We start from the raw sequence: 17,249 nt of genomic DNA on the forward strand, positions 1-17,249 counted from the left end.
CCTGTCGGCCCGCGTGCCCTGTCGCCCTTCCATGTGGGGAGGGGATGATGGAAACCGAACCGGCCCCCATGCCCCGCGCGCAGGCGGGTGGTATCCAGGCGACTGCCCGGCTCATGCGGCTGGAAGCGGGCACATACTGCATTTTCCATGCGCCCGGCCCCCTGCCGGGTGCATGCGGGCCGCTATCGGGCATGCGGATCAGTCCGCCACCGGGTGAAAGCGGGGTGCGGGTGAGTACATTCGATGCCGATGGCTGGATTGGCAGCCAGAACGGCGCGGCGCTGGTGCGGGTACCGCCCCCCGGTGGGGTTGTGCTGGTCACGACCTACCACGCGGAGGAAGCGCCCGAACTGCCGGGGTTGCAGGTGGTCCGTCTGGGGAATGGCGCATCCGCGCCCGCGTCCCGTGCCCCCGTACCCGTCAGGGCGGCGGTGCAGGCCGAAGCCGGCAGCATGGTGGCCCATATCCAGCGCCGGGGCGACGTAAAGGCGCTGCTGGGGGCATGGATGGGCAGAAGTGGCAGTGGCCAGTGGCTGGAAGGGTTCATGATCAGCCCTGCCAGCGGCCTTGCCGCGTCCGATATCGAATATCAGGCCATACTGGGGCAGGACTGGTATTCACCCTGGGTGGAAGGTGGCCAGTATTGTGGCAGTCGTGGCATGGCGCTGCCGCTGCTGGGGCTGCGCGTGCGCCTGAAGGCGGCTGTGGCTGAAAGCCTTGCCTGTCGCGTCGAGGCCAGTTTTACCGATGGAACCCGTCTGGGCCCGGTGGAGGACGAGCCGCTTATGGCCACCACACGCGCCCCGCTGGAAGCCTTCCGTATTGAAATCGTGCCGCGGGCCAGTGGGGAACAACAGCCCGTGCCATCCGATAACGCGGCCGAGGACAGCCTGCTGGCCGCCTGCGCCGGGGCCGATGCACAGGCACCGGGCCGGGGGCGGCGTGGCAGGCGTGGCCGTCCGGCCAGGCTTCCGGCACGGCAGGAAGCGCGGCCCGGTGCGTCGGGTATGCAGGCCGGAACCCCGCAAGGGGAGGACATCGTGCCCGCAGAGGCGGGGGAAGCCGCCGCGACAGGGAAGGGGGACGCAAAAAAGGCCGCGGCCTCCCCTGTCGTGCCGTGGTGGAACCGCAGGCCTGAGCGGGCTGGCGCCGGTTCCCCCCCACCAGTCCCCGCGTCGGGCCGCCGGGGCAAGGCTGCCCGCCGGCCCCGTGACCGGGCGGATGCGTGAGTGCGGGCGGGCGCACCGGGGCGGTACGGGCCGTGCCGGGTATGAAATACCTGTTTGTGCACCAGAATTTTCCGGCCCAGTTCGTGCATCTGCTGCGTGACCTGTGCGCGGGGAGCGGCAACGAGATTGTTTTCATAAGTGAATCGGGGCGTGCGCAGATGGCGGGCGTGCGGCGCGTTGCCTACCGCATGCCCCCGGCCCCGCGCGCGCCGGGTCCCGCCCCGGTAGCGGAACTGGCGCGTGGCATGCAGCGCGCGGCCGAAGTGGCGCGTGCGGCGCGCACGCTGCGCGGTCTGGGTTATGTGCCCGATATCATCATCGGCCACCATGGCTGGGGCGAGATGCTGGAACTGGCCGATGTCTACCCCGGTGTGCCGATGCTGGGCTATTACGAATTCTTCTATCATCCCACCGGTCTGGATGTGGGGTTCGACCCCGAATTCGCCCCCGGGCCGGACGTGGCCCCGCTGGTCCGTGCGCGCAACACGCTCAACCTGCTGGCCCTTGCCGGTCCCGGCTGGGGGCATACGCCCACCCGCTTCCAGCGCGACACCTATCCCGACTGGGCGCGGGCACGCCTGACCTGCCTGCCCGAAGGCGTGGACCTGAACCGCTGCGCGCCCGACCCGCAGGCGCGCAGGCGGGTCTTTACGCTGGGGGATATTGAAATCCTGCCTACGGAAAAGCTGGTTACCTATGTTGCGCGCGATCTGGAACCCTATCGTGGCTTCCATGTGTTCATGCGCGCGCTGCCCCGTATCCTGGCCGGGCGGCCGGATGCGCGGGTGGTCCTGGTGGGGGGGGATGGTGTCAGCTATGGCGGCCGTGCGCCGGGTGGCGGCTCATGGCGGGAGCATATGCTGGCTGAACTGAAGGGGCGGATCGATCCCGCGCGCGTCCATTTTGCGGGGCGGGTGGGGTATGACCGTTTCTGCCGGCTGCTCCAGCGCTCGGACGCGCATGTGTACCTGACATATCCGTTCGTGGTGTCATGGTCGCTGCGTGAAGCCATGGCGTGTGGCTGTGCCATCGTGGCCAGCCGGACCCCGCCGGTAGAGGAATTCCTGCAAGATGGCCGGACGGCGCGGCTGGTCCCGTTCCTTGACCCGCACCGTATCGCCGATGGCGTGCTGGAACTGCTGGAGGACGGACGGCTGGCCCGCAGGCTGCGCGTCAATGTGCGCAGGCAGGCGGAACGCACGCTGGACATGGGCAGCTACATGGCGCGCTATCATGGCCTGATCGGCCGGCTTGTGGCCGGTGGCGGGCATGTGGCCCTGCGCGGTGTGGCATGATTACCCGGCATCATCCCGCATCCGGCCGGCCGGTCGGGCCGTCATGCCCCGTGGGGCGTCAGGAAACCGCCAGCCCGGCAGGGCCCGGGCGCTGCCACCCGTCGGGACAGGGGCAGCACCCGGCCGTCCTGCCGTTTTTTATGAAGCCGGTGTTTTCGGGCAGGCCCTTACTTGCCGGCCACGGCCTTGATGGACTCAACAATGATCTCGCCTGCGACATTCTTGTCGGCCCAGCCGGACACCTTGACCCACTTGCCCTTTTCCAGATCCTTGTAGCGGGTGAAGAAGTGCTCGATCTCCTTCAGCACGATCTCGGGCAGGTCTTCCAGCTTCTCCACCTTGGAGTAGTAGGGATGCACCTTGTCGTGGGGCACGCAGATGATCTTTTCATCCTGTCCGCTCTCGTCTTCCATCCGCAGCACGCCAATGGGGCGGGCACGCACCACAACGCCGGGCACGACGGCGGCGGGCATCAGCACCAGCGCGTCGGTCGGGTCGCCATCGGCGGCCAGGGTGTTGGGAATGAAGCCATAGGCAGCGGGATAGACCATGGGCGTGAACAGGATGCGGTCCACCACCAGTGCGCCGCTGTCCTTGTCGATCTCGTATTTGACGCCTGAACCCTGCGGGATCTCGATCACGACGTTGATGTCGTTGGGTACGTCCTTGCCGGGGGAAATCTTCGATACGTCCATTGCTGTTCAGGCCTCCTGCTGCCTGTGTGTGCGTTAAGGGCCACCCCGAAGCGTGGCGGCGTGATTTAACGGGGAATGACCGTATAGCTCCCCCCGTTTCCTGTGCAAGTCATGTTCCGTGGCAGGGACCCCGACCATGAGCCAGATCATGAACCTGTTTTTTTTATGGCAATGCCGCCCCTGGCGCGGAAAAAATTACGTGGAAAAAAGCATGTGGATCTTGCCAAATCCCTCCACATGCGCGAGATCAGGGGCTGCCTGCGCGCCCGTAGCTCAATTGGTTAGAGCGGGCCGCTCATAACGGCTTGGTTGCGGGTTCAAGTCCTGCCGGGCGCAGGCAGGCTCTTTGCATGCAGTACCCGCACGCGCGCCCGACCATGCCGTGCGGATGACCTGCCCACTTCCTCATTGATCAGGAGCCGACCGTCATGGCCGCCACGCAATATGTCTATGTGATGAAGGACCTGACCAAGGCGTATCCGGGTGGGCGTGAGGTCTTCAAGGGCATTACCCTGTCCTTCCTGCCGGGCGTGAAGATTGGCGTGCTGGGTGTGAACGGCGCGGGCAAGTCCACCCTGCTCAAGATCATGGCGGGCGTGGAAAAGGAATTCGGTGGCGAGGCCTGGGCCGCCGAAGGCGCGCGCGTGGGCTACCTGGAGCAGGAACCCAAGCTGGATGAAAGCCTGACCGTTGGCGAGAACGTGGCGCTGGGCTTTGGCGCGCTGAAAAAGGCCGTGGACCGCTTCAACGAGATCTCGATGAAGTTCGCCGAACCCATGTCCGATGACGAGATGAACACCCTGCTGGCCGAACAGGCCGAACTGCAGGAAGTGATCGATGCCGGCGACGGCTGGGAACTGGATCGCAAGCTGGAGATCGCGCTCGAGGCCCTGCGCTGTCCGCCCGCCGACAGCCCGGTGGACAAGCTTTCCGGTGGTGAGCGCCGCCGTGTGGCGCTGTGCCGCCTGCTGCTGGAAAAGCCCGACCTGCTGCTGCTGGATGAGCCGACCAACCATCTGGATGCGGAAAGCGTGTCATGGCTGGAAAAGACCCTGCGTGACTACGAAGGCACCGTGATGGTCATTACCCATGACCGTTACTTCCTTGATAACGTCACCAACTGGATCCTTGAGCTTGAGCGTGGCCGGGGCTATCCGTTCGAGGGCAACTACTCCTCCTGGCTGACCCAGAAGCGCAAGCGCCTGGCGCAGGAAGAAAAGGAAGAAAGTGCCCGCCAGCGCGCCCTTGCCGCCGAGCAGGAATGGATCGGCTCCTCCCCCAAGGCCCGTCAGGCCAAGAGCAAGTCCCGTATCGCGCGGTATGAGGAAATGCTGGCCCAGAATGCCGAGAAGTCCGGTGGCGTGGCCGATATCGTCATCCCGCCCGGCCCGCGCCTGGGGGGTACCGTGATCGAGGCGCAGGACCTGCGCAAGGGCTTCGGCAACCGCCTGCTGATCGATGACCTGAACTTCAAGCTGCCGCCCGGCGGCATCGTGGGCGTGATCGGGCCGAACGGCGCGGGCAAGTCCACCCTGTTCAAGATGATCATGGGGCAGGAAACGCCCGATGGCGGGTCGCTTACCATCGGTGAGACGGTCAAGCTGGGCTATGTGGACCAGTCGCGCTTCAGCCTGGATGACAACAAGACCGTGTGGGAGGAAATCTCCGGCGGGACGGATGTCATCTATCTGGGCAAGCGCGCCGTGCCGTCGCGTGCCTATGTCGGTGCCTTCAACTTCAAGGGGCCGGACCAGCAGAAGAAGGTGGGCGTGCTGTCGGGTGGTGAGCGCAACCGCGTGCACCTGGCCAAGATGCTGCGGCAGGAAAGCAATGTCATCCTGCTGGATGAGCCGACCAACGACCTGGATGTCGATACCTTGCGCGCGCTGGAGGAGGCCCTGGCCGAATTCGCGGGCTGTGCGGTGATCATCAGCCATGACCGCTGGTTCCTTGACCGTCTGGCCACCCATATCCTTGCCTTTGAAGGCGACAGCCACGTTGAGTGGTTCGAAGGCAACTTCCAGGCGTATGAGGAAGACAAGCGCCGCCGCCTTGGCCCGGATGCGACCGAACCCAGCCGGATCAAGTACCGCCCCATCGAACGCTGATTCCATTTGCCATCCGGAATGTTATCTGTCTCAATAACGCTCAGGTCTTTACTCCTGCCGTTATGGAGGCAGCCATGGGGTGTAGGAACAGCATACGGACGGCGCGCCTGCAGCTTGATCCCGTGTCATGGACCGATCTGGAAGATGTGGTCCGGCTCAAGGCCAGCGCCGGCGTAACCGGGCGGCTGGCGGGGGGTGTGTGCAACCGCGCCCTGAGTGAGCAGGACATGATGACCGACCTCATGACATGGGGGCGGGAGGGCGTTGGTATGTTCACCATACGCCAGCAGGGTCATTTCATTGGCCTTGCGGGGGTGCAGCCTTCCGCCACGCTACCCGACTGTCACGAAATGCAGTTCGCCGTCGTCCCGCAGGCCCATGATACCACCCTGACGCGGGAGGCGGCGAGTACCGCACTGGCCTTCGCGCATGCGGGGGGTGTGGAGCGTGTCATCGCCTATGTCAGGGCGGAAGATATCGTGGCCCGGCAGGTTTTCGGGGGGGCTGGCATGCGGGCCTGTGCGGCCCCGCAGGCCGGGCGGCCCGATATCCTGCTTTACCATAGTACCCGGCCGCGTATGGAGCGGGCACGCCTGCACTGAAGGGCGCGGACATGCGACGGGTGCAAAATAACGCGTTGATGAAGGATGATGAAAGTTTCCGGATGCCCCCTTTCTCCCAAAGGCGGCATGGCCTGATGCTTCCCGACAAAAGCTTCACCAGAAACTTTTCCATGATGCGCGGGGTATGACAAAAAAAGCCGGTATTGCTACCGGCTGTTATGCTGCATGCCCTGTCTGACGGCACGAATGGGGATTAGTGGTGGTTCGCGATCTGCTTGTCCAGCGCACGCAGCAGCCCGTCAAGATTGCCGCCATTGCGCGCGATGAAGGATGTGTAGTCACCGCGCTGGGTCAGGCGCAGGCTGGCGCCTTCGCCCACCACGTCCACCACCTTGGGGCTGCCGCTGGCGGTGCTTATGATCCATTGCGTATCGGCGCCCGGCTGGCCGGGGCGGTTGATGACGGTGGAGACGGCCGTGTCATCGCCTGACGGCGCGCTGGACCCCACCACGAAGGTCACGCCACGGTAGTCACCGATCTTGTCGGTAATGGCGTTGACCAGTACCTGATGGAACAGCTTGAGGTAGCGGTCCTGCTGTTCGGGTGTTGCGGTGCGCCAGTAGCGGCCCAGGCAGTAGCGGCCGATGGCGTCCACATCCACGTACTGGCCCAGCAGCGGCAGGATGTCCTGCTTCTTCTTTTCCAGCGCGATATCGCTGTTGACGATGGCGACAAGCTTGTTACCGAACATGGTGACAAAGGAACGCGCCTGCGCGCCGGCATCAACCGCCCATGCTGAAGCAACAGGCATGGCGGCGGACGTTGCTGCCAGCAGAGCCAGTGCGTGGCGACGGGGGATGGATGACTGCATCGCTTTGTCCCTTGTTTTATTATCTGGTGTGGTACCAGTCGGGCACGGTGGCCCGATGGTCGTTCTTTATGGCTTCCGCCATCGCCTTGCGCTGCTGCTGGTAGGCACTGCGGATGGTGGCGTAGGGATCAAGCGAATCCTTCATGACCTGGTCCAGCGCGTCGACATTGGTCGCCATGCCGTTGATGGTGCCCATGATGTTATAGGCCCAGTTGAAGGTTAACAGCCCATAACCGCGGGGCACGTAGTTCCATGGCGACAGGCCGACATCCAGCCCGTAGCCCAGACCATCACGGAAGGAAGACGGGCCAAGCGCTGGCAGGAACAGGTAGGGGCCTGACGGCACGCCCCATGTGGCCAGCGTCAGGCCACCGTCATTGTCATGATGCTTGTAGCCCGCGTAATTGGCCACATCGATCAGGCCACCCAGCCCGGCGGTCATGTTGATGCACCAGCGTACGAAGGCATCGCCCGCGCGGCGGGGCTTGCCGGCCCCCACGTCGTTGAAGAACACGACCGGTTCGTTCATGGTCTGGTACAGGCTGCCGAACGAATTGCGCAGCGGGCGCGGCACGGCCCAGATATAGGCCTTGGCCACGGGGCGCAGGGTATATTTGTTGGCCCACATGGTCAGGCCGAAAGCCTTGCGGTTGAGCTTTTCGTACCGGTCGTTGGCTTCCTTGTATTCCGCCAGCGCGTCGGGGTCCTTTGGCGGCGGGGCCGCGCATGAGGCAAGGCCAAGCAGTCCAAGAGCCACCCCCGCGACGCGCAGCATCGAACGACGCGGGGAAGGGAACGGGCGGGACGACCAAGAATTCGATCCTGTCTCTGCGCGCATACTCGTTTCCGCTTCCCTCTGTCTTCGCTTGCCCGCCATGGCATGGCGGGGTGGCTCAATGCGTTTGCAAGAATCCTGAACCGGGCGATGACGCCCTTTCTTGCGTCACTCTCTAGCATGGGATCGCTGTTGTGCAATCCGCTTGCCTGATTACAGGGGAAGATTGTGCCTGCCCTGCACGGGGCACATGGGCGCGGATGCGGCCCCATGCCGCCCGTAAGGGAAGGATGCTGGCAGAATTGCCGCGTTGAGTGTGATATGGAATCCACACGCTTCAAACGCCACGGCACGGGGAGGGTGGCGCGAAATCACGGTTTGTTGAAGTTCCCGTACCCCTTCAGCCATGCAGGCGGGGCGCGATTTCGGGAAACATGTCAGCCAGTTCGCGTATTTCCCGCTTCGACAGCCCTTCCGCCGCCGGATTGACGGTCCCGCCCCCCATGGCCGCGCGCAGCACGCGCAGCGCCGGGCCGGACAGCAGCACCGCATCGCGCATGTAGTCGGTAAAGGCCTCGAAGGTCAGCGGCGCCCATTTTTCCACGATCTGCAGGATGGCGTCGGCATAGGCGCGGATTTCGTACTGGGCGTGGCTGTCCGCGCGCAGGCGCAGGAAATGCAGCAGGTTCCACAGGTTAATCTGCCAGTAGAACTGGGTCATGATGTTGACCGGCAGGTTCATGCGCGCAAGCTCGCGCGCGATGGCGGGGCGGCTGGGGTCGCGCCGTTCGCCGTTCTCGTCCTCGTTGAGCAGGTCAAGGTAATGGTCATAGCAGCGCGCGGCGTCATCGCGCAGGATGTCGAGCACCTGTTGCGCCTGCTCGGGCGGCAGGGCGTCGGCACGGCCCTGCTTGTTGTTTGTGGACTGGGTGGCGATGTCCTCGGGGCGGGGGAAGTAGAATTCCTTCTCCAGCACGGAATAGCGGGCGGAGTATTCGTTGATGCTGGCGGTGCGGTGGCGGAACCACTGGCGGGTGACGAAAATGGGCGCGCGCACATGCAGCTTCAGCACCGCCAGTTCGAACGGGCTGGTGTGGCGGTGGCGCATGAGGTAGCGGATCAGCCCCCGGTCATCGGATGTGCTGCGCGTGCCCTTGCCGTAGGAAACACGCGCCCCCTGCACGATGCCGCTGTCACCGCCCATATAGTCCACCGCGCGCACGAATCCGCTCTCCAGCACGGGAATGGGGGAATAGAGCATGTCTTCCACCGCGGGCACGACCAGGCGGCGGGTCTGTGCCCATCCGGCGCGGGCTGCCTCGATTGCCGATTTCTGCTCACTGGAAAACATGTGCCGTCCCGTCCGTGTCGATCATTAGGTGGAGGAGGCGGGGCATACCATATGGGTCCTGCCCCATAAAGTATGGTGGTCCGCCATCCGGTCCCGCCTGTGCGCCACGGCTGTGGCGGCATCATGGCGCAGCCGGTTCCCGGTCATATAAGGGACAGTTCCGGAAAGAAGGAAGTCCTTTGGGGAAGTCTCCACGGCGGCCACCGGCCTGGAAAAGGGTAATGTCCGGAAACTTTCATTCTCTGTCAGACGGTTGTTCCGACGTGACCAGCCGGGAAAGGGGCGGCCGGGCGGCAGGCGCGGGCGGTGTTGCGCCCCTGTCCGCCCCGCCCCGCGCACCCCTTGCCAGAGACGGGGGGAAAGCCTATATCCACAGGTGCCGGAGGGGCTTGCCCCTTGGCTATGGCGATAAACGGCGCGTGGAATAAGTGTTGTGGACCCGGGGGCGGTACCCGGCGTCTCCACCAGTTTTCCCCTGATGGGGAACATGGGGACGAAACAGGCTCGACACGCATGGTAAAGACCCGCCTTTTGCCCGGCATTGTACCACCGTTATCGGGCTAAATCACAAGTGCCAATGATAACTCTGAGGTGCTCGCTGTCGCTGCATAAGCGATAAGCGCGGTTCGGGAGGGCACCGGGCAACAGAAGCCCTCCCACTTCTTTTTCTCTCGTGTCCGGCGCGGGCCGTGGTATCCGCTTCGTGAAGGGACGGCGCACGCCAGTGGCTTGCCACGCCCCGAAGTTTGACGCACAGCTTGAAGCTGTGGCACGGCGTGGTCTGAACCCGCATGTCTGCAAAAGTCCGGTCCGGCGGTTCATCGTCCGGGCGGATGTACGGAGAAGTCCGAAATGTCTGATGATCATGACGAGGAAAACGGTTTTGACACCGCCCTCCCCGACAGCCTCATGCCCTATGATTCCTGGATCGAGGATGCCTACCGCCAGGTCATGCTGCGCGCGCTTGAACATGCCGCCGAACATGGCCTGCCGGGTGATCATCATTTCTACCTGACCTTCCGCACCGACTGGCCCGGCGTCGGCATGCCCGACCGCCTGCGTGCCCAGTACCCGCACGAGATCACGATCGTGCTCCAGCACCAGTTCTGGGACCTGAAGGTGGATCGCGCCCGGCAGGTCATCTCGGTCGGGCTGTCCTTTGGCGGGGTTGCGTCCACGCTGGTCATTCCGGTGGCCGCCGTGTCGGCCTTTGCCGATCCGCATATCCGCCTTGCCCTGCGCTTCAGCGTGCCCGAACACCCGCCGGTGGCCGGTGGCGCGCCCAATGTGGTGGCGGTACAGCCCGCCACCGCGCATGATGCCGCCCCCGTCCAGGGCGGTGCCGACGGCACGGATGCGGAAAAGGACGACAGCCCGCAGGTCGTAAGTCTTGCCGCCTTCCGCAAGAAGGGGCCGGGGGGACCGGGCTGAGCCACATCTTCCATCCGGGCGCGCCGGATGCGCCGGGCGCGCCCTGAACCTGAACGCCGCCACCCGGAAACAATCCGGGGGAACAGGCAGGAGACGTCCGTTGAATGTATCTGCACCCACGCGCAAGCCATTTGTCTATGGCCCGCTCTTTCCGCTGCATGATGATGACACACCGTGGAAGAAACTGGAGATCGAGGGGATTACCACCTCGGTCCTTGGCGGGCGCACGGTGGTCCATGTCCGCCCCGAAGCCCTGACCGCGCTGGCCGCCCGCGCGTTCAACGATGTGGCGCACCTGCTGCGCCCCGGCCACCTGGCGCAGCTTGCCAAGATCCTCAAAGACCCCGAAGCATCGGAAAACGACCGCTTCGTGGCCATGGACCTGCTCAAGAACGCCTGCATTGCCGCGGGCGGCGTGCTGCCCATGTGCCAGGATACCGGCACCGCCATCGTGTACGGCAAGAAGGGCCAGCGCGTATGGGTGGATGGCAATGAGGAGGAAGCCTTCTCACGCGGGGTGTACGATACCTATACCGGCACCTCGCTGCGCTATTCGCAGATGGCGCCGGTCTCGATGTTCGAGGAAGTGAACACCGGCACCAACCTGCCCGTGCAGTTCCACATCTCGGCGACCCCCGGTGACTACCATGCCGAGCAGATGGATCTCATGTTCATCGCCAAGGGGGGCGGGTCGGCCAACAAGACCTTCCTGTTCCAGGAGACGCGCGCCCTGCTGTCGGGCAAGGAAAACCTGCTGAAATGGCTGGATGGCAAGATCCGCACGCTGGGTACGTCGGCCTGCCCGCCGTACCATCTGGCGGTGGTGATCGGCGGCATGTCAGCCGAACAGAATCTGGAAACCGTAAAGCTTGCCTCCACCCGCTGGCTGGACAGCCTGCCGACACAGGGCAGCCCGCTGGGCCACGCCTTCCGTGACCTGGAAATGGAAGAGGAAATCCACAGGCTGACCCAGCGCCTGGGCATTGGCGCGCAGTTTGGCGGCAAGTATTTCTGCCATGACGTACGCGTGGTGCGCCTGCCGCGCCATGGCGCGTCACTGCCGGTGGGAATCGGGGTTTCATGCTCGGCCGACCGTCAGGTCAAGGCACGGATCACCGCCGATGGCGTCTTCCTTGAACAGCTTGAGACCGACCCGGCCCGCTTCCTGCCCGAAACCACGGATGGCGACCTGGAGGGCGAGGCGGTCCAGATCGACCTGAACCAGCCGATGGACGAGATCCGCCGCACGCTCTCGAAATATCCGGTGCGCACCCGCCTGTCCCTGACCGGTACGATGGTGGTGGCGCGCGACATCGCCCATGCCAAGTTCCGCGAGCGGCTGGAAAAGGGCGAGGGCCTGCCCCAGTACCTCAAGGACCATCCCGTCTATTACGCCGGCCCCGCCAAGACGCCGGAGGGCATGCCCACCGGCTCCTTCGGTCCCACCACGGCGGGCCGCATGGACAGCTATGTTGCCATGTTGCAGAAGGCGGGCGGCTCCTACGTCATGCTGGCCAAGGGTAACCGCTCCAGGGCCGTGCGGGAGGCATGCAAGGAATATGGCGGCTTCTACCTTGGCTCCGTAGGTGGCCCTGCCGCCCGCCTGGCGCAGGACTGCATCCGCAAGGTGGAGGTGCTGGAATATCCCGAACTGGGTATGGAAGCGGTCTGGAAGATCGAGGTCGAGAATTTTCCGGCCTTTATCGTGATCGACGACAAGGGTAATGATTTTTACGACGGCCTGACCGGCTGAACGTAACCGCCGCGGGCGTTGCGTCCGGCCTGCCCGGCGGGCCGGACATAGCGGAGGTTTGGGAGCGCCATGCGTTTTACCGTCGATCGTCTTGACCACCTTGTGGTGAGTGTCCGTGACCTTGAGGTCTCGGCCTCGTGGTTCCAGCGCGTGCTGGGCATGGAGCGTGAGGAATACGGGCGCAACAACCGCACGGCCCTGAAATTCGGCGGCCAGAAGATCAACCTGCGCCCGCACGGGGCGGAAGGCTGGACCACGGCGGAAGATGCGCTGCCGGGCACCAATGACCTGTGCTTTACCACCGCGCTGAGCAGTGCCGATGTGATCGAGCATCTTGAACAGTGCGGTGTGCGCGTGACCGAAGGCCCCGTGGCCCGGCTTGGGGCGCTGGGGCCGGTCACGTCCGTCTACTGCAACGATCCCGATGGCAACCTGATCGAGATCGCATCCTACCAGGGATAGGGCAGGGGGCGTGCGCTCTCCATGGCCTGCAAATCATAGAAAAGTTTTTGGTGAAGCTTTTTTCAAGAAGCTTCAGGGAACGCCGCCTTTCTGAAAAAAGGCGGCACCCGAAAACATTCAGGCTTTTACCAGGGCGCCTTATTTCGGCTTCTTGCCATACACGGCGGTCAGCGTGGCCGAGCCAAGGCGGTGCTGGTTGATGACAAAGCCCACCATCGCGCCCGAAGCGTCACTGGGCAGTTCGATGCGTTCAATATCGAGCGCATGGATGGTGAAGATGTAATGATGGTCCGGCCCCGGCGGGGGGGCGGCGCCACCATACACGTTGCCGCCAAAATCGGTGCGCGTCATTTCGGCGGGTTCGGGCAGGTTGTTATCCCCCGATCCCGCGCCGGCGGGCAGGGAGGAGACGGTGGCCGGGATGTTGATGACCACCCAGTGCCACCAGCCCGAGCCGGTGGGCGCATCGGGGTCGTACAGCGTTATGGCAAAGCTCTTGGTCCCGGCGGGCGGGTCCTGCCATGCCAGCGGGGGCGAGATGTTGCCGCCGCAATAGCCCATGCCCTCGAACACCTGGGCTTCGGGCAGGCGGTCCCCGTCGTGGAAGGAGCGGCTTGTCAGTGTGAACGTCATGTCGGTTTCCTGCTTTCCGCGCGGGGGCGGGCGGATCGGGGTCAGCGATGGCGGGGTTGCCCCGCGCGTGGCCGGTCTTACCAGTTCTGGCTGATCAGCCAGAATTCTTCCGATGTCAGGGTAATGGCCTGATCACCGTTCTTGCTTTCGGCGGCGGCGCGGGCCAGGGCCTCGATGCGCTGGATCATCAGCGTCTTGCGCTGGTAGGTTTCGTTGCGGTCCTTTTCCTCGACCGTTTCCAGCACATGCAGTGCGGTCTTGCAGGCCTTGGCAATACGGACGGCATCAAGTGCAGCGTAGGACATGGGTCTGTGTCTCCATAAGGTTCGCCCGCCCGGCATGGGGGCGGGATGAAAAATTCCCGTACGGGAATCGCCATGTCATTCTGGCTTCCCCCGCCGCTTCTGTCCAACATCGGGCTGCATGCGGCCCCCGCGCACAGTTCGGACTGGCAAGAGCCGTGGGGATTCCGTAAAGGGAGCCGCATGACGGACCTGGTTTCTGATTTCGACTTCACCCTGCCCCCCGACCGGATAGCCGACCACCCGGCCCGCCCGCGTGACAGCGCGCGGCTGCTTGACGTGCCGGTGGCAGGTCCGATCATGGACCGCCATGTGCGCGACCTGCCGGGCTGCCTGCGCGCGGGCGACATTCTGGTGGCCAATGATACGGCGGTCATTCCCGCCCAGCTTTCAGCCACGCGGGGGGCGGCCAGGATCGGCATCACGCTTGACCGTATCCTGCCCGACGGGTCATGGCACGTGCTGGCCCGCAATGCCCGCCGCCTGCATCCCGGTGATAGGCTGGCCTTTGGCGCAAGCCCCGTCACGGCGGACGTACTGGCGTGTGGCGATGCGGGCGACGTGACCCTGCGCTTCAGCGTGGAAGGGGCCGCGTTCGACCAGTTCCTGCATGATACGGGACATCTGGCGCTGCCCCCCTACATTGCCCGCCCCGAAGGCCCGACCGAGCAGGACCGCAAGGACTACGCCACCATCTTCGCCCAGCACCGGGGCGCGGTAGCCGCCCCCACGGCGGGGCTGCATTTTACCCCCGACCTGCTGGCGGCACTCGACCACGCTGGCGTGCTGCGCCAGACGCTGACGCTGCATGTGGGGGCAGGCACCTTCCTGCCCATGCGCAGCGAACAGATTTCCGCCCACCGCATGCATGCCGAACGGGGCACCATCACCCCGCATGCCGCCCGGCGCATCAACGCCGCCCGTGCGGCGGGGGGGCGGATCATTGCCGTGGGCACCACGTCGCTGCGCCTTTTGGAAAGTGCGACGGATGAGGACGGCGTGGTGCATCCCTTCCATGGCGAGACCGCCATTTTCATCAAGCCGGGCTACCGTTTCCGCGCGGTGGACATGCTGCTGACCAATTTCCACCTGCCGCGCTCCACGCTGTTCATGCTGGTCTGCGCCTTTGGCGGCTACCACCGCATGCAGGCGGCCTATGCCCATGCCATAGCAAAGGGTTACCGTTTTTATTCATATGGCGATGCCTGCCTGCTGCATCGCAGTGAGGGAGACCTGCCATGACCACATTCCGCTGGCGGCCCGAAGCCCGCACTGGCCATGCCCGCGCAGGCTGGCTGGATACCGCGCATGGCAGCGTGCCCACCCCCACCTTCATGCCCGTGGGCACGGTGGGCACCGTCAAGGCCATGACCATGGACAACGTGCGCGCCACGGGGGCGGGCATCGTGCTGGGCAATACCTATCACCTCATGCTCCGCCCCGGTGCCGAACGGGTGCGCCAACTGGGGGGGCTGCACCGCTTCATGGACTGGCCCGGCCCGATCCTGACCGATTCGGGCGGGTTCCAGGTCATGTCGCTCGGCCCGCTGCGCAAGCTGGACCAGGACGGGGTGACCTTCCGCTCCCATATCGATGGCTCGAAGCATCGACTCACACCCGAACGCTCGACCGATATCCAGCATGCGCTCGATGCCACCATCAGCATGTGCTTTGACGAATGCCCGGCCCTGCCCGCGGCACCCGATGTGATTGCAAGATCCATGCGCATGTCCATGCGCTGGGCGGAGCGGTGCCGCACGGCATTTGTCCAGCGCCCCGGTTATGCGCAGTACGGCATCATCCAGGGCGGCACCGAGCCGGAACTGCGCGCCGAAAGTGTCAGGGCGCTGACCGGCATCGGGTTTGAGGGCTATGCCATTGGTGGCCTTGCGGTCGGAGAGGGGCAGGAACTGATGTTCGCCACCCTTGATTCCACCGTGCCGCTGATCCCCGATGCCAGCCCGCGCTACCTGATGGGGGTGGGCACGCCCGATGACCTGCTGGGCGCGGTGGAACGCGGCGTGGACATGTTCGACTGCGTCATGCCCACGCGCGCGGGGCGCACGGCGCGCGCCTATACCGAGCGCGGCACGCTCAACCTGCGCAATGCGCGCCATGCCACCGATTCCCGGCCCATTTCGCCGCATTGCGACTGCCTGGCCTGTTCGCGCCACAGCCGCGCCTACCTGCACCACCTGTTCCGCGCCAATGAAATCCTCGGCCCGATGCTGCTGACATGGCATAACCTAGCCTATTACCAGCGCCTGATGCGCGGGATGCGGGCGGCGATTGTCGATGGTGCGTTCGCCGCCCATGCCGACCACCTGCGCGCGCAGTGGGCGATGGATGACTGGAGCGGTGATGAAATGCCCTATCCCGACTTCCCCCCGGTGCCCTGATGGCCCGCGCCGCCTGCGCGCATGATCCGGCGGCCCTTGCCGCGCGCATTGCCGATCATGCGCGCAGGCTGGGCTTTGATGCGGTGGGATTCACCCCCGCCCGGCTGGATGACGGCACGCGCGCCCGCCTTGCGGCGTTTGTGGAAAACGGTTTTGCCGGCAGCATGGGCTGGATGGCGCAGCGCATGGAACAGCGCGGCGACCCGCGCGGCCTGTGGCCCGAGGTGCGCAGCGTGATCGCCCTCGGGGTCAGCTACACGCCCGATGGCGACCCGCTGGCCACCACCCGTGTGCCCGATGCGGGCAACATTTCCGTCTATGCCCGCAACCGTGACTATCATGATGTGGTCAAGGGCATGCTCAAGCATCTGGCGCAGTTCGTGGTCAATGAAGGGCGCAGGCAGGGGAGCGACACGGAAGTGAAGGTGTTTGTCGATACCGCCCCGGTCATGGAAAAACCGCTGGCGCGGGATGCGGGCCTGGGATGGCAGGGCAAGCATACCTCCCTTGTCTCGCGCCAGCATGGAAGCTGGCTGTTTTTAGGGGAGGTGTATACCACGCTGGACCTGCCGCAATCCGCCCCCTCGGGCGGGGGATGCGGCACCTGCACGCGCTGCCTCGTGGCCTGCCCGACCGATGCCTTTCCCGCCCCCGGCGTGATGGATGCGCGGCGCTGCCTGTCCTACCTGACCATCGAGAACCGGGGGCCGATTCCCCATGCGCTGCGCCCCGCCATGGGCAACCGCATCTATGGCTGTGATGACTGCCTGGCCGCCTGCCCGTGGAACCGTTTTGCACAGGCGACCCGCCATATGAAACTGGCCGCGCGTGACGACCTGCGGGCCCCCGCGCTGCGTGAACTGGCCGCACTGGATGATGGCGGATTCCGCCGCCGGTTTTCCGGCTCGCCCATCAAGAGGATCGGGCGGGAGCGTTTCGTGCGCAACGTGGCGGTGGCCATTGGCAATAGCGGGCAGCCTGCACTCCGTCCCGCAGCCATGGCCCTGTGCTCGGACCCCGACCCCGTGGTGGCGGAGGCGGCGCGGTGGGCGGTGGCGCGCCTGCCCCGATGAGTGGCACTACCCCCCTGCCGCTGCCCACCCAGCGCGGCGCGCGGCTGTTGCGCAAGCGCAGCCTGAACCTGTCGGGTCACCGCACCAGCGTGGCGCTGGAGCCGGAGTTCTGGCATGCCCTGCGCCTGATTGCGCAAAGGCGTGGCCTGACACTGGCGGGGCTTGTGGGGCAGGTGGACGGGACGCGCCCGCCCGACCGCCCGCTGGCATCCGCACTGCGGGTGGAGGCATTGCGCGAATGGATGCCTGCCCTGCCGGAAATGGCAGGTAGCGACAGGGAAGACTGGTTGGGTTGACCGTCCATCCGTG

Annotated in this window: 17 protein-coding genes, 1 tRNA gene and 1 other RNA gene; 13 read left to right on the forward strand and 6 right to left on the reverse strand. The window is 65.0% G+C overall.

The window, feature by feature from the left end:
• Positions 1 to 47 precede the first annotated feature (47 nt).
• Both CFR78_RS01465 and CFR78_RS01470 read left to right on the forward strand, forming a co-directional pair.
• Positions 48 to 1,229: a hypothetical protein gene (locus tag CFR78_RS01465; protein WP_258365822.1), complete on the forward strand. Its 1,182-nt coding sequence runs from the start codon at positions 48 to 50 to the stop codon at positions 1,227 to 1,229.
• Positions 1,230 to 1,270: 41 nt separating this feature from the next.
• Positions 1,271 to 2,524 (forward strand): glycosyltransferase family 4 protein, encoded by a 1,254-nt coding sequence (locus CFR78_RS01470; RefSeq protein ID WP_007396966.1) that lies wholly within the window; start codon positions 1,271 to 1,273, stop codon positions 2,522 to 2,524.
• Positions 2,525 to 2,691: 167 nt separating this feature from the next.
• On the opposite strand, the gene ppa is transcribed toward CFR78_RS01470, so the two are convergent.
• Positions 2,692 to 3,219, reverse strand: a complete 528-nt coding sequence (ppa, locus tag CFR78_RS01475) for an inorganic diphosphatase (RefSeq protein WP_034927021.1) — start codon at positions 3,217 to 3,219, stop codon at positions 2,692 to 2,694.
• Positions 3,220 to 3,481: 262 nt separating this feature from the next.
• Between ppa and CFR78_RS01480 the strand changes: the two genes are divergently transcribed.
• The 3 genes from CFR78_RS01480 (at position 3,482) to CFR78_RS01490 (ending at position 5,929) form a co-directional block, all read left to right on the forward strand.
• Positions 3,482 to 3,555, forward strand: a tRNA-Ile gene (locus tag CFR78_RS01480).
• 92 nt (positions 3,556 to 3,647) lie between these two features.
• Positions 3,648 to 5,327 carry an energy-dependent translational throttle protein EttA gene (gene ettA / locus CFR78_RS01485; RefSeq protein WP_007396962.1) on the forward strand — a complete coding sequence of 560 codons (1,680 nt, stop codon included), beginning with the start codon at positions 3,648 to 3,650 and terminating at the stop codon, positions 5,325 to 5,327.
• Between the two features lie 62 nt (positions 5,328 to 5,389).
• Positions 5,390 to 5,929, forward strand: a complete 540-nt coding sequence (locus CFR78_RS01490) for a GNAT family N-acetyltransferase (RefSeq protein WP_034927024.1) — start codon at positions 5,390 to 5,392, stop codon at positions 5,927 to 5,929.
• A 214-nt stretch (positions 5,930 to 6,143) separates the two neighbouring features.
• Here the strand turns inward: CFR78_RS01490 and CFR78_RS01495 are convergent, their stop codons facing one another.
• The 3 genes from CFR78_RS01495 to thyX form a co-directional block, all read right to left on the reverse strand.
• Positions 6,144 to 6,761 (reverse strand): MlaC/ttg2D family ABC transporter substrate-binding protein, encoded by a 618-nt coding sequence (locus tag CFR78_RS01495; protein WP_007396959.1) that lies wholly within the window; start codon positions 6,759 to 6,761, stop codon positions 6,144 to 6,146.
• A 19-nt stretch (positions 6,762 to 6,780) separates the two neighbouring features.
• The gene (locus tag CFR78_RS01500) at positions 6,781 to 7,536 is read right to left on the reverse strand and encodes an MlaA family lipoprotein (protein WP_007396958.1); all 756 of its coding nucleotides are present in this window, start codon (positions 7,534 to 7,536) and stop codon (positions 6,781 to 6,783) included.
• A gap of 400 nt (positions 7,537 to 7,936) precedes the next feature.
• On the reverse strand, positions 7,937 to 8,887 hold the full coding sequence (gene thyX, locus CFR78_RS01505; protein ID WP_034927027.1) for an FAD-dependent thymidylate synthase: 951 nt from the start codon (positions 8,885 to 8,887) through the stop codon (positions 7,937 to 7,939).
• Between the two features lie 338 nt (positions 8,888 to 9,225).
• Here thyX and ssrA point away from each other — a divergent pair.
• The 4 genes from ssrA (at position 9,226) to CFR78_RS01525 (ending at position 12,533) form a co-directional block, all read left to right on the forward strand.
• Positions 9,226 to 9,548, forward strand: a transfer-messenger RNA (tmRNA) gene (gene ssrA, locus CFR78_RS01510).
• A 191-nt stretch (positions 9,549 to 9,739) separates the two neighbouring features.
• Positions 9,740 to 10,318 carry an SspB family protein gene (locus tag CFR78_RS01515; RefSeq protein ID WP_034927030.1) on the forward strand — a complete coding sequence of 193 codons (579 nt, stop codon included), beginning with the start codon at positions 9,740 to 9,742 and terminating at the stop codon, positions 10,316 to 10,318.
• Positions 10,319 to 10,418: 100 nt separating this feature from the next.
• Positions 10,419 to 12,071 (forward strand): fumarate hydratase, encoded by a 1,653-nt coding sequence (locus CFR78_RS01520; RefSeq protein WP_034927033.1) that lies wholly within the window; start codon positions 10,419 to 10,421, stop codon positions 12,069 to 12,071.
• A gap of 69 nt (positions 12,072 to 12,140) precedes the next feature.
• Positions 12,141 to 12,533 carry a VOC family protein gene (locus tag CFR78_RS01525; RefSeq protein ID WP_007396951.1) on the forward strand — a complete coding sequence of 131 codons (393 nt, stop codon included), beginning with the start codon at positions 12,141 to 12,143 and terminating at the stop codon, positions 12,531 to 12,533.
• Positions 12,534 to 12,671: 138 nt separating this feature from the next.
• Here the strand turns inward: CFR78_RS01525 and CFR78_RS01530 are convergent, their stop codons facing one another.
• Together CFR78_RS01530 and CFR78_RS01535 are read right to left on the reverse strand one after the other, a co-directional pair.
• Complete coding sequence (locus CFR78_RS01530) at positions 12,672 to 13,166, reverse strand: kinase inhibitor (protein WP_034927036.1); 495 nt, start codon at positions 13,164 to 13,166, stop codon at positions 12,672 to 12,674.
• A 77-nt stretch (positions 13,167 to 13,243) separates the two neighbouring features.
• The gene (locus CFR78_RS01535) at positions 13,244 to 13,471 is read right to left on the reverse strand and encodes a hypothetical protein (RefSeq protein ID WP_007396949.1); all 228 of its coding nucleotides are present in this window, start codon (positions 13,469 to 13,471) and stop codon (positions 13,244 to 13,246) included.
• A 180-nt stretch (positions 13,472 to 13,651) separates the two neighbouring features.
• Between CFR78_RS01535 and queA the strand changes: the two genes are divergently transcribed.
• From queA to CFR78_RS01555, 4 genes are read left to right on the forward strand one after another with little or no spacing between them, the layout of a single operon-like run.
• Positions 13,652 to 14,710, forward strand: a complete 1,059-nt coding sequence (gene queA / locus CFR78_RS01540; RefSeq protein WP_034927285.1) for a tRNA preQ1(34) S-adenosylmethionine ribosyltransferase-isomerase QueA — start codon at positions 13,652 to 13,654, stop codon at positions 14,708 to 14,710.
• Complete coding sequence (gene tgt / locus CFR78_RS01545; protein ID WP_007396947.1) at positions 14,707 to 15,867, forward strand: tRNA guanosine(34) transglycosylase Tgt; 1,161 nt, start codon at positions 14,707 to 14,709, stop codon at positions 15,865 to 15,867. The genes queA and tgt overlap by 4 nt, the downstream gene beginning before the upstream one ends.
• The gene (gene queG, locus CFR78_RS01550; protein ID WP_034927038.1) at positions 15,867 to 16,940 is read left to right on the forward strand and encodes a tRNA epoxyqueuosine(34) reductase QueG; all 1,074 of its coding nucleotides are present in this window, start codon (positions 15,867 to 15,869) and stop codon (positions 16,938 to 16,940) included. The genes tgt and queG overlap by 1 nt, the downstream gene beginning before the upstream one ends.
• Positions 16,937 to 17,236: a ribbon-helix-helix domain-containing protein gene (locus CFR78_RS01555; RefSeq protein WP_051671974.1), complete on the forward strand. Its 300-nt coding sequence runs from the start codon at positions 16,937 to 16,939 to the stop codon at positions 17,234 to 17,236. The genes queG and CFR78_RS01555 overlap by 4 nt, the downstream gene beginning before the upstream one ends.
• Positions 17,237 to 17,249 lie beyond the last annotated feature (13 nt).

Source organism: Komagataeibacter rhaeticus, from assembly GCF_003207855.1.
In the GTDB taxonomy this organism is placed as follows: domain Bacteria; phylum Pseudomonadota; class Alphaproteobacteria; order Acetobacterales; family Acetobacteraceae; genus Komagataeibacter; species Komagataeibacter rhaeticus.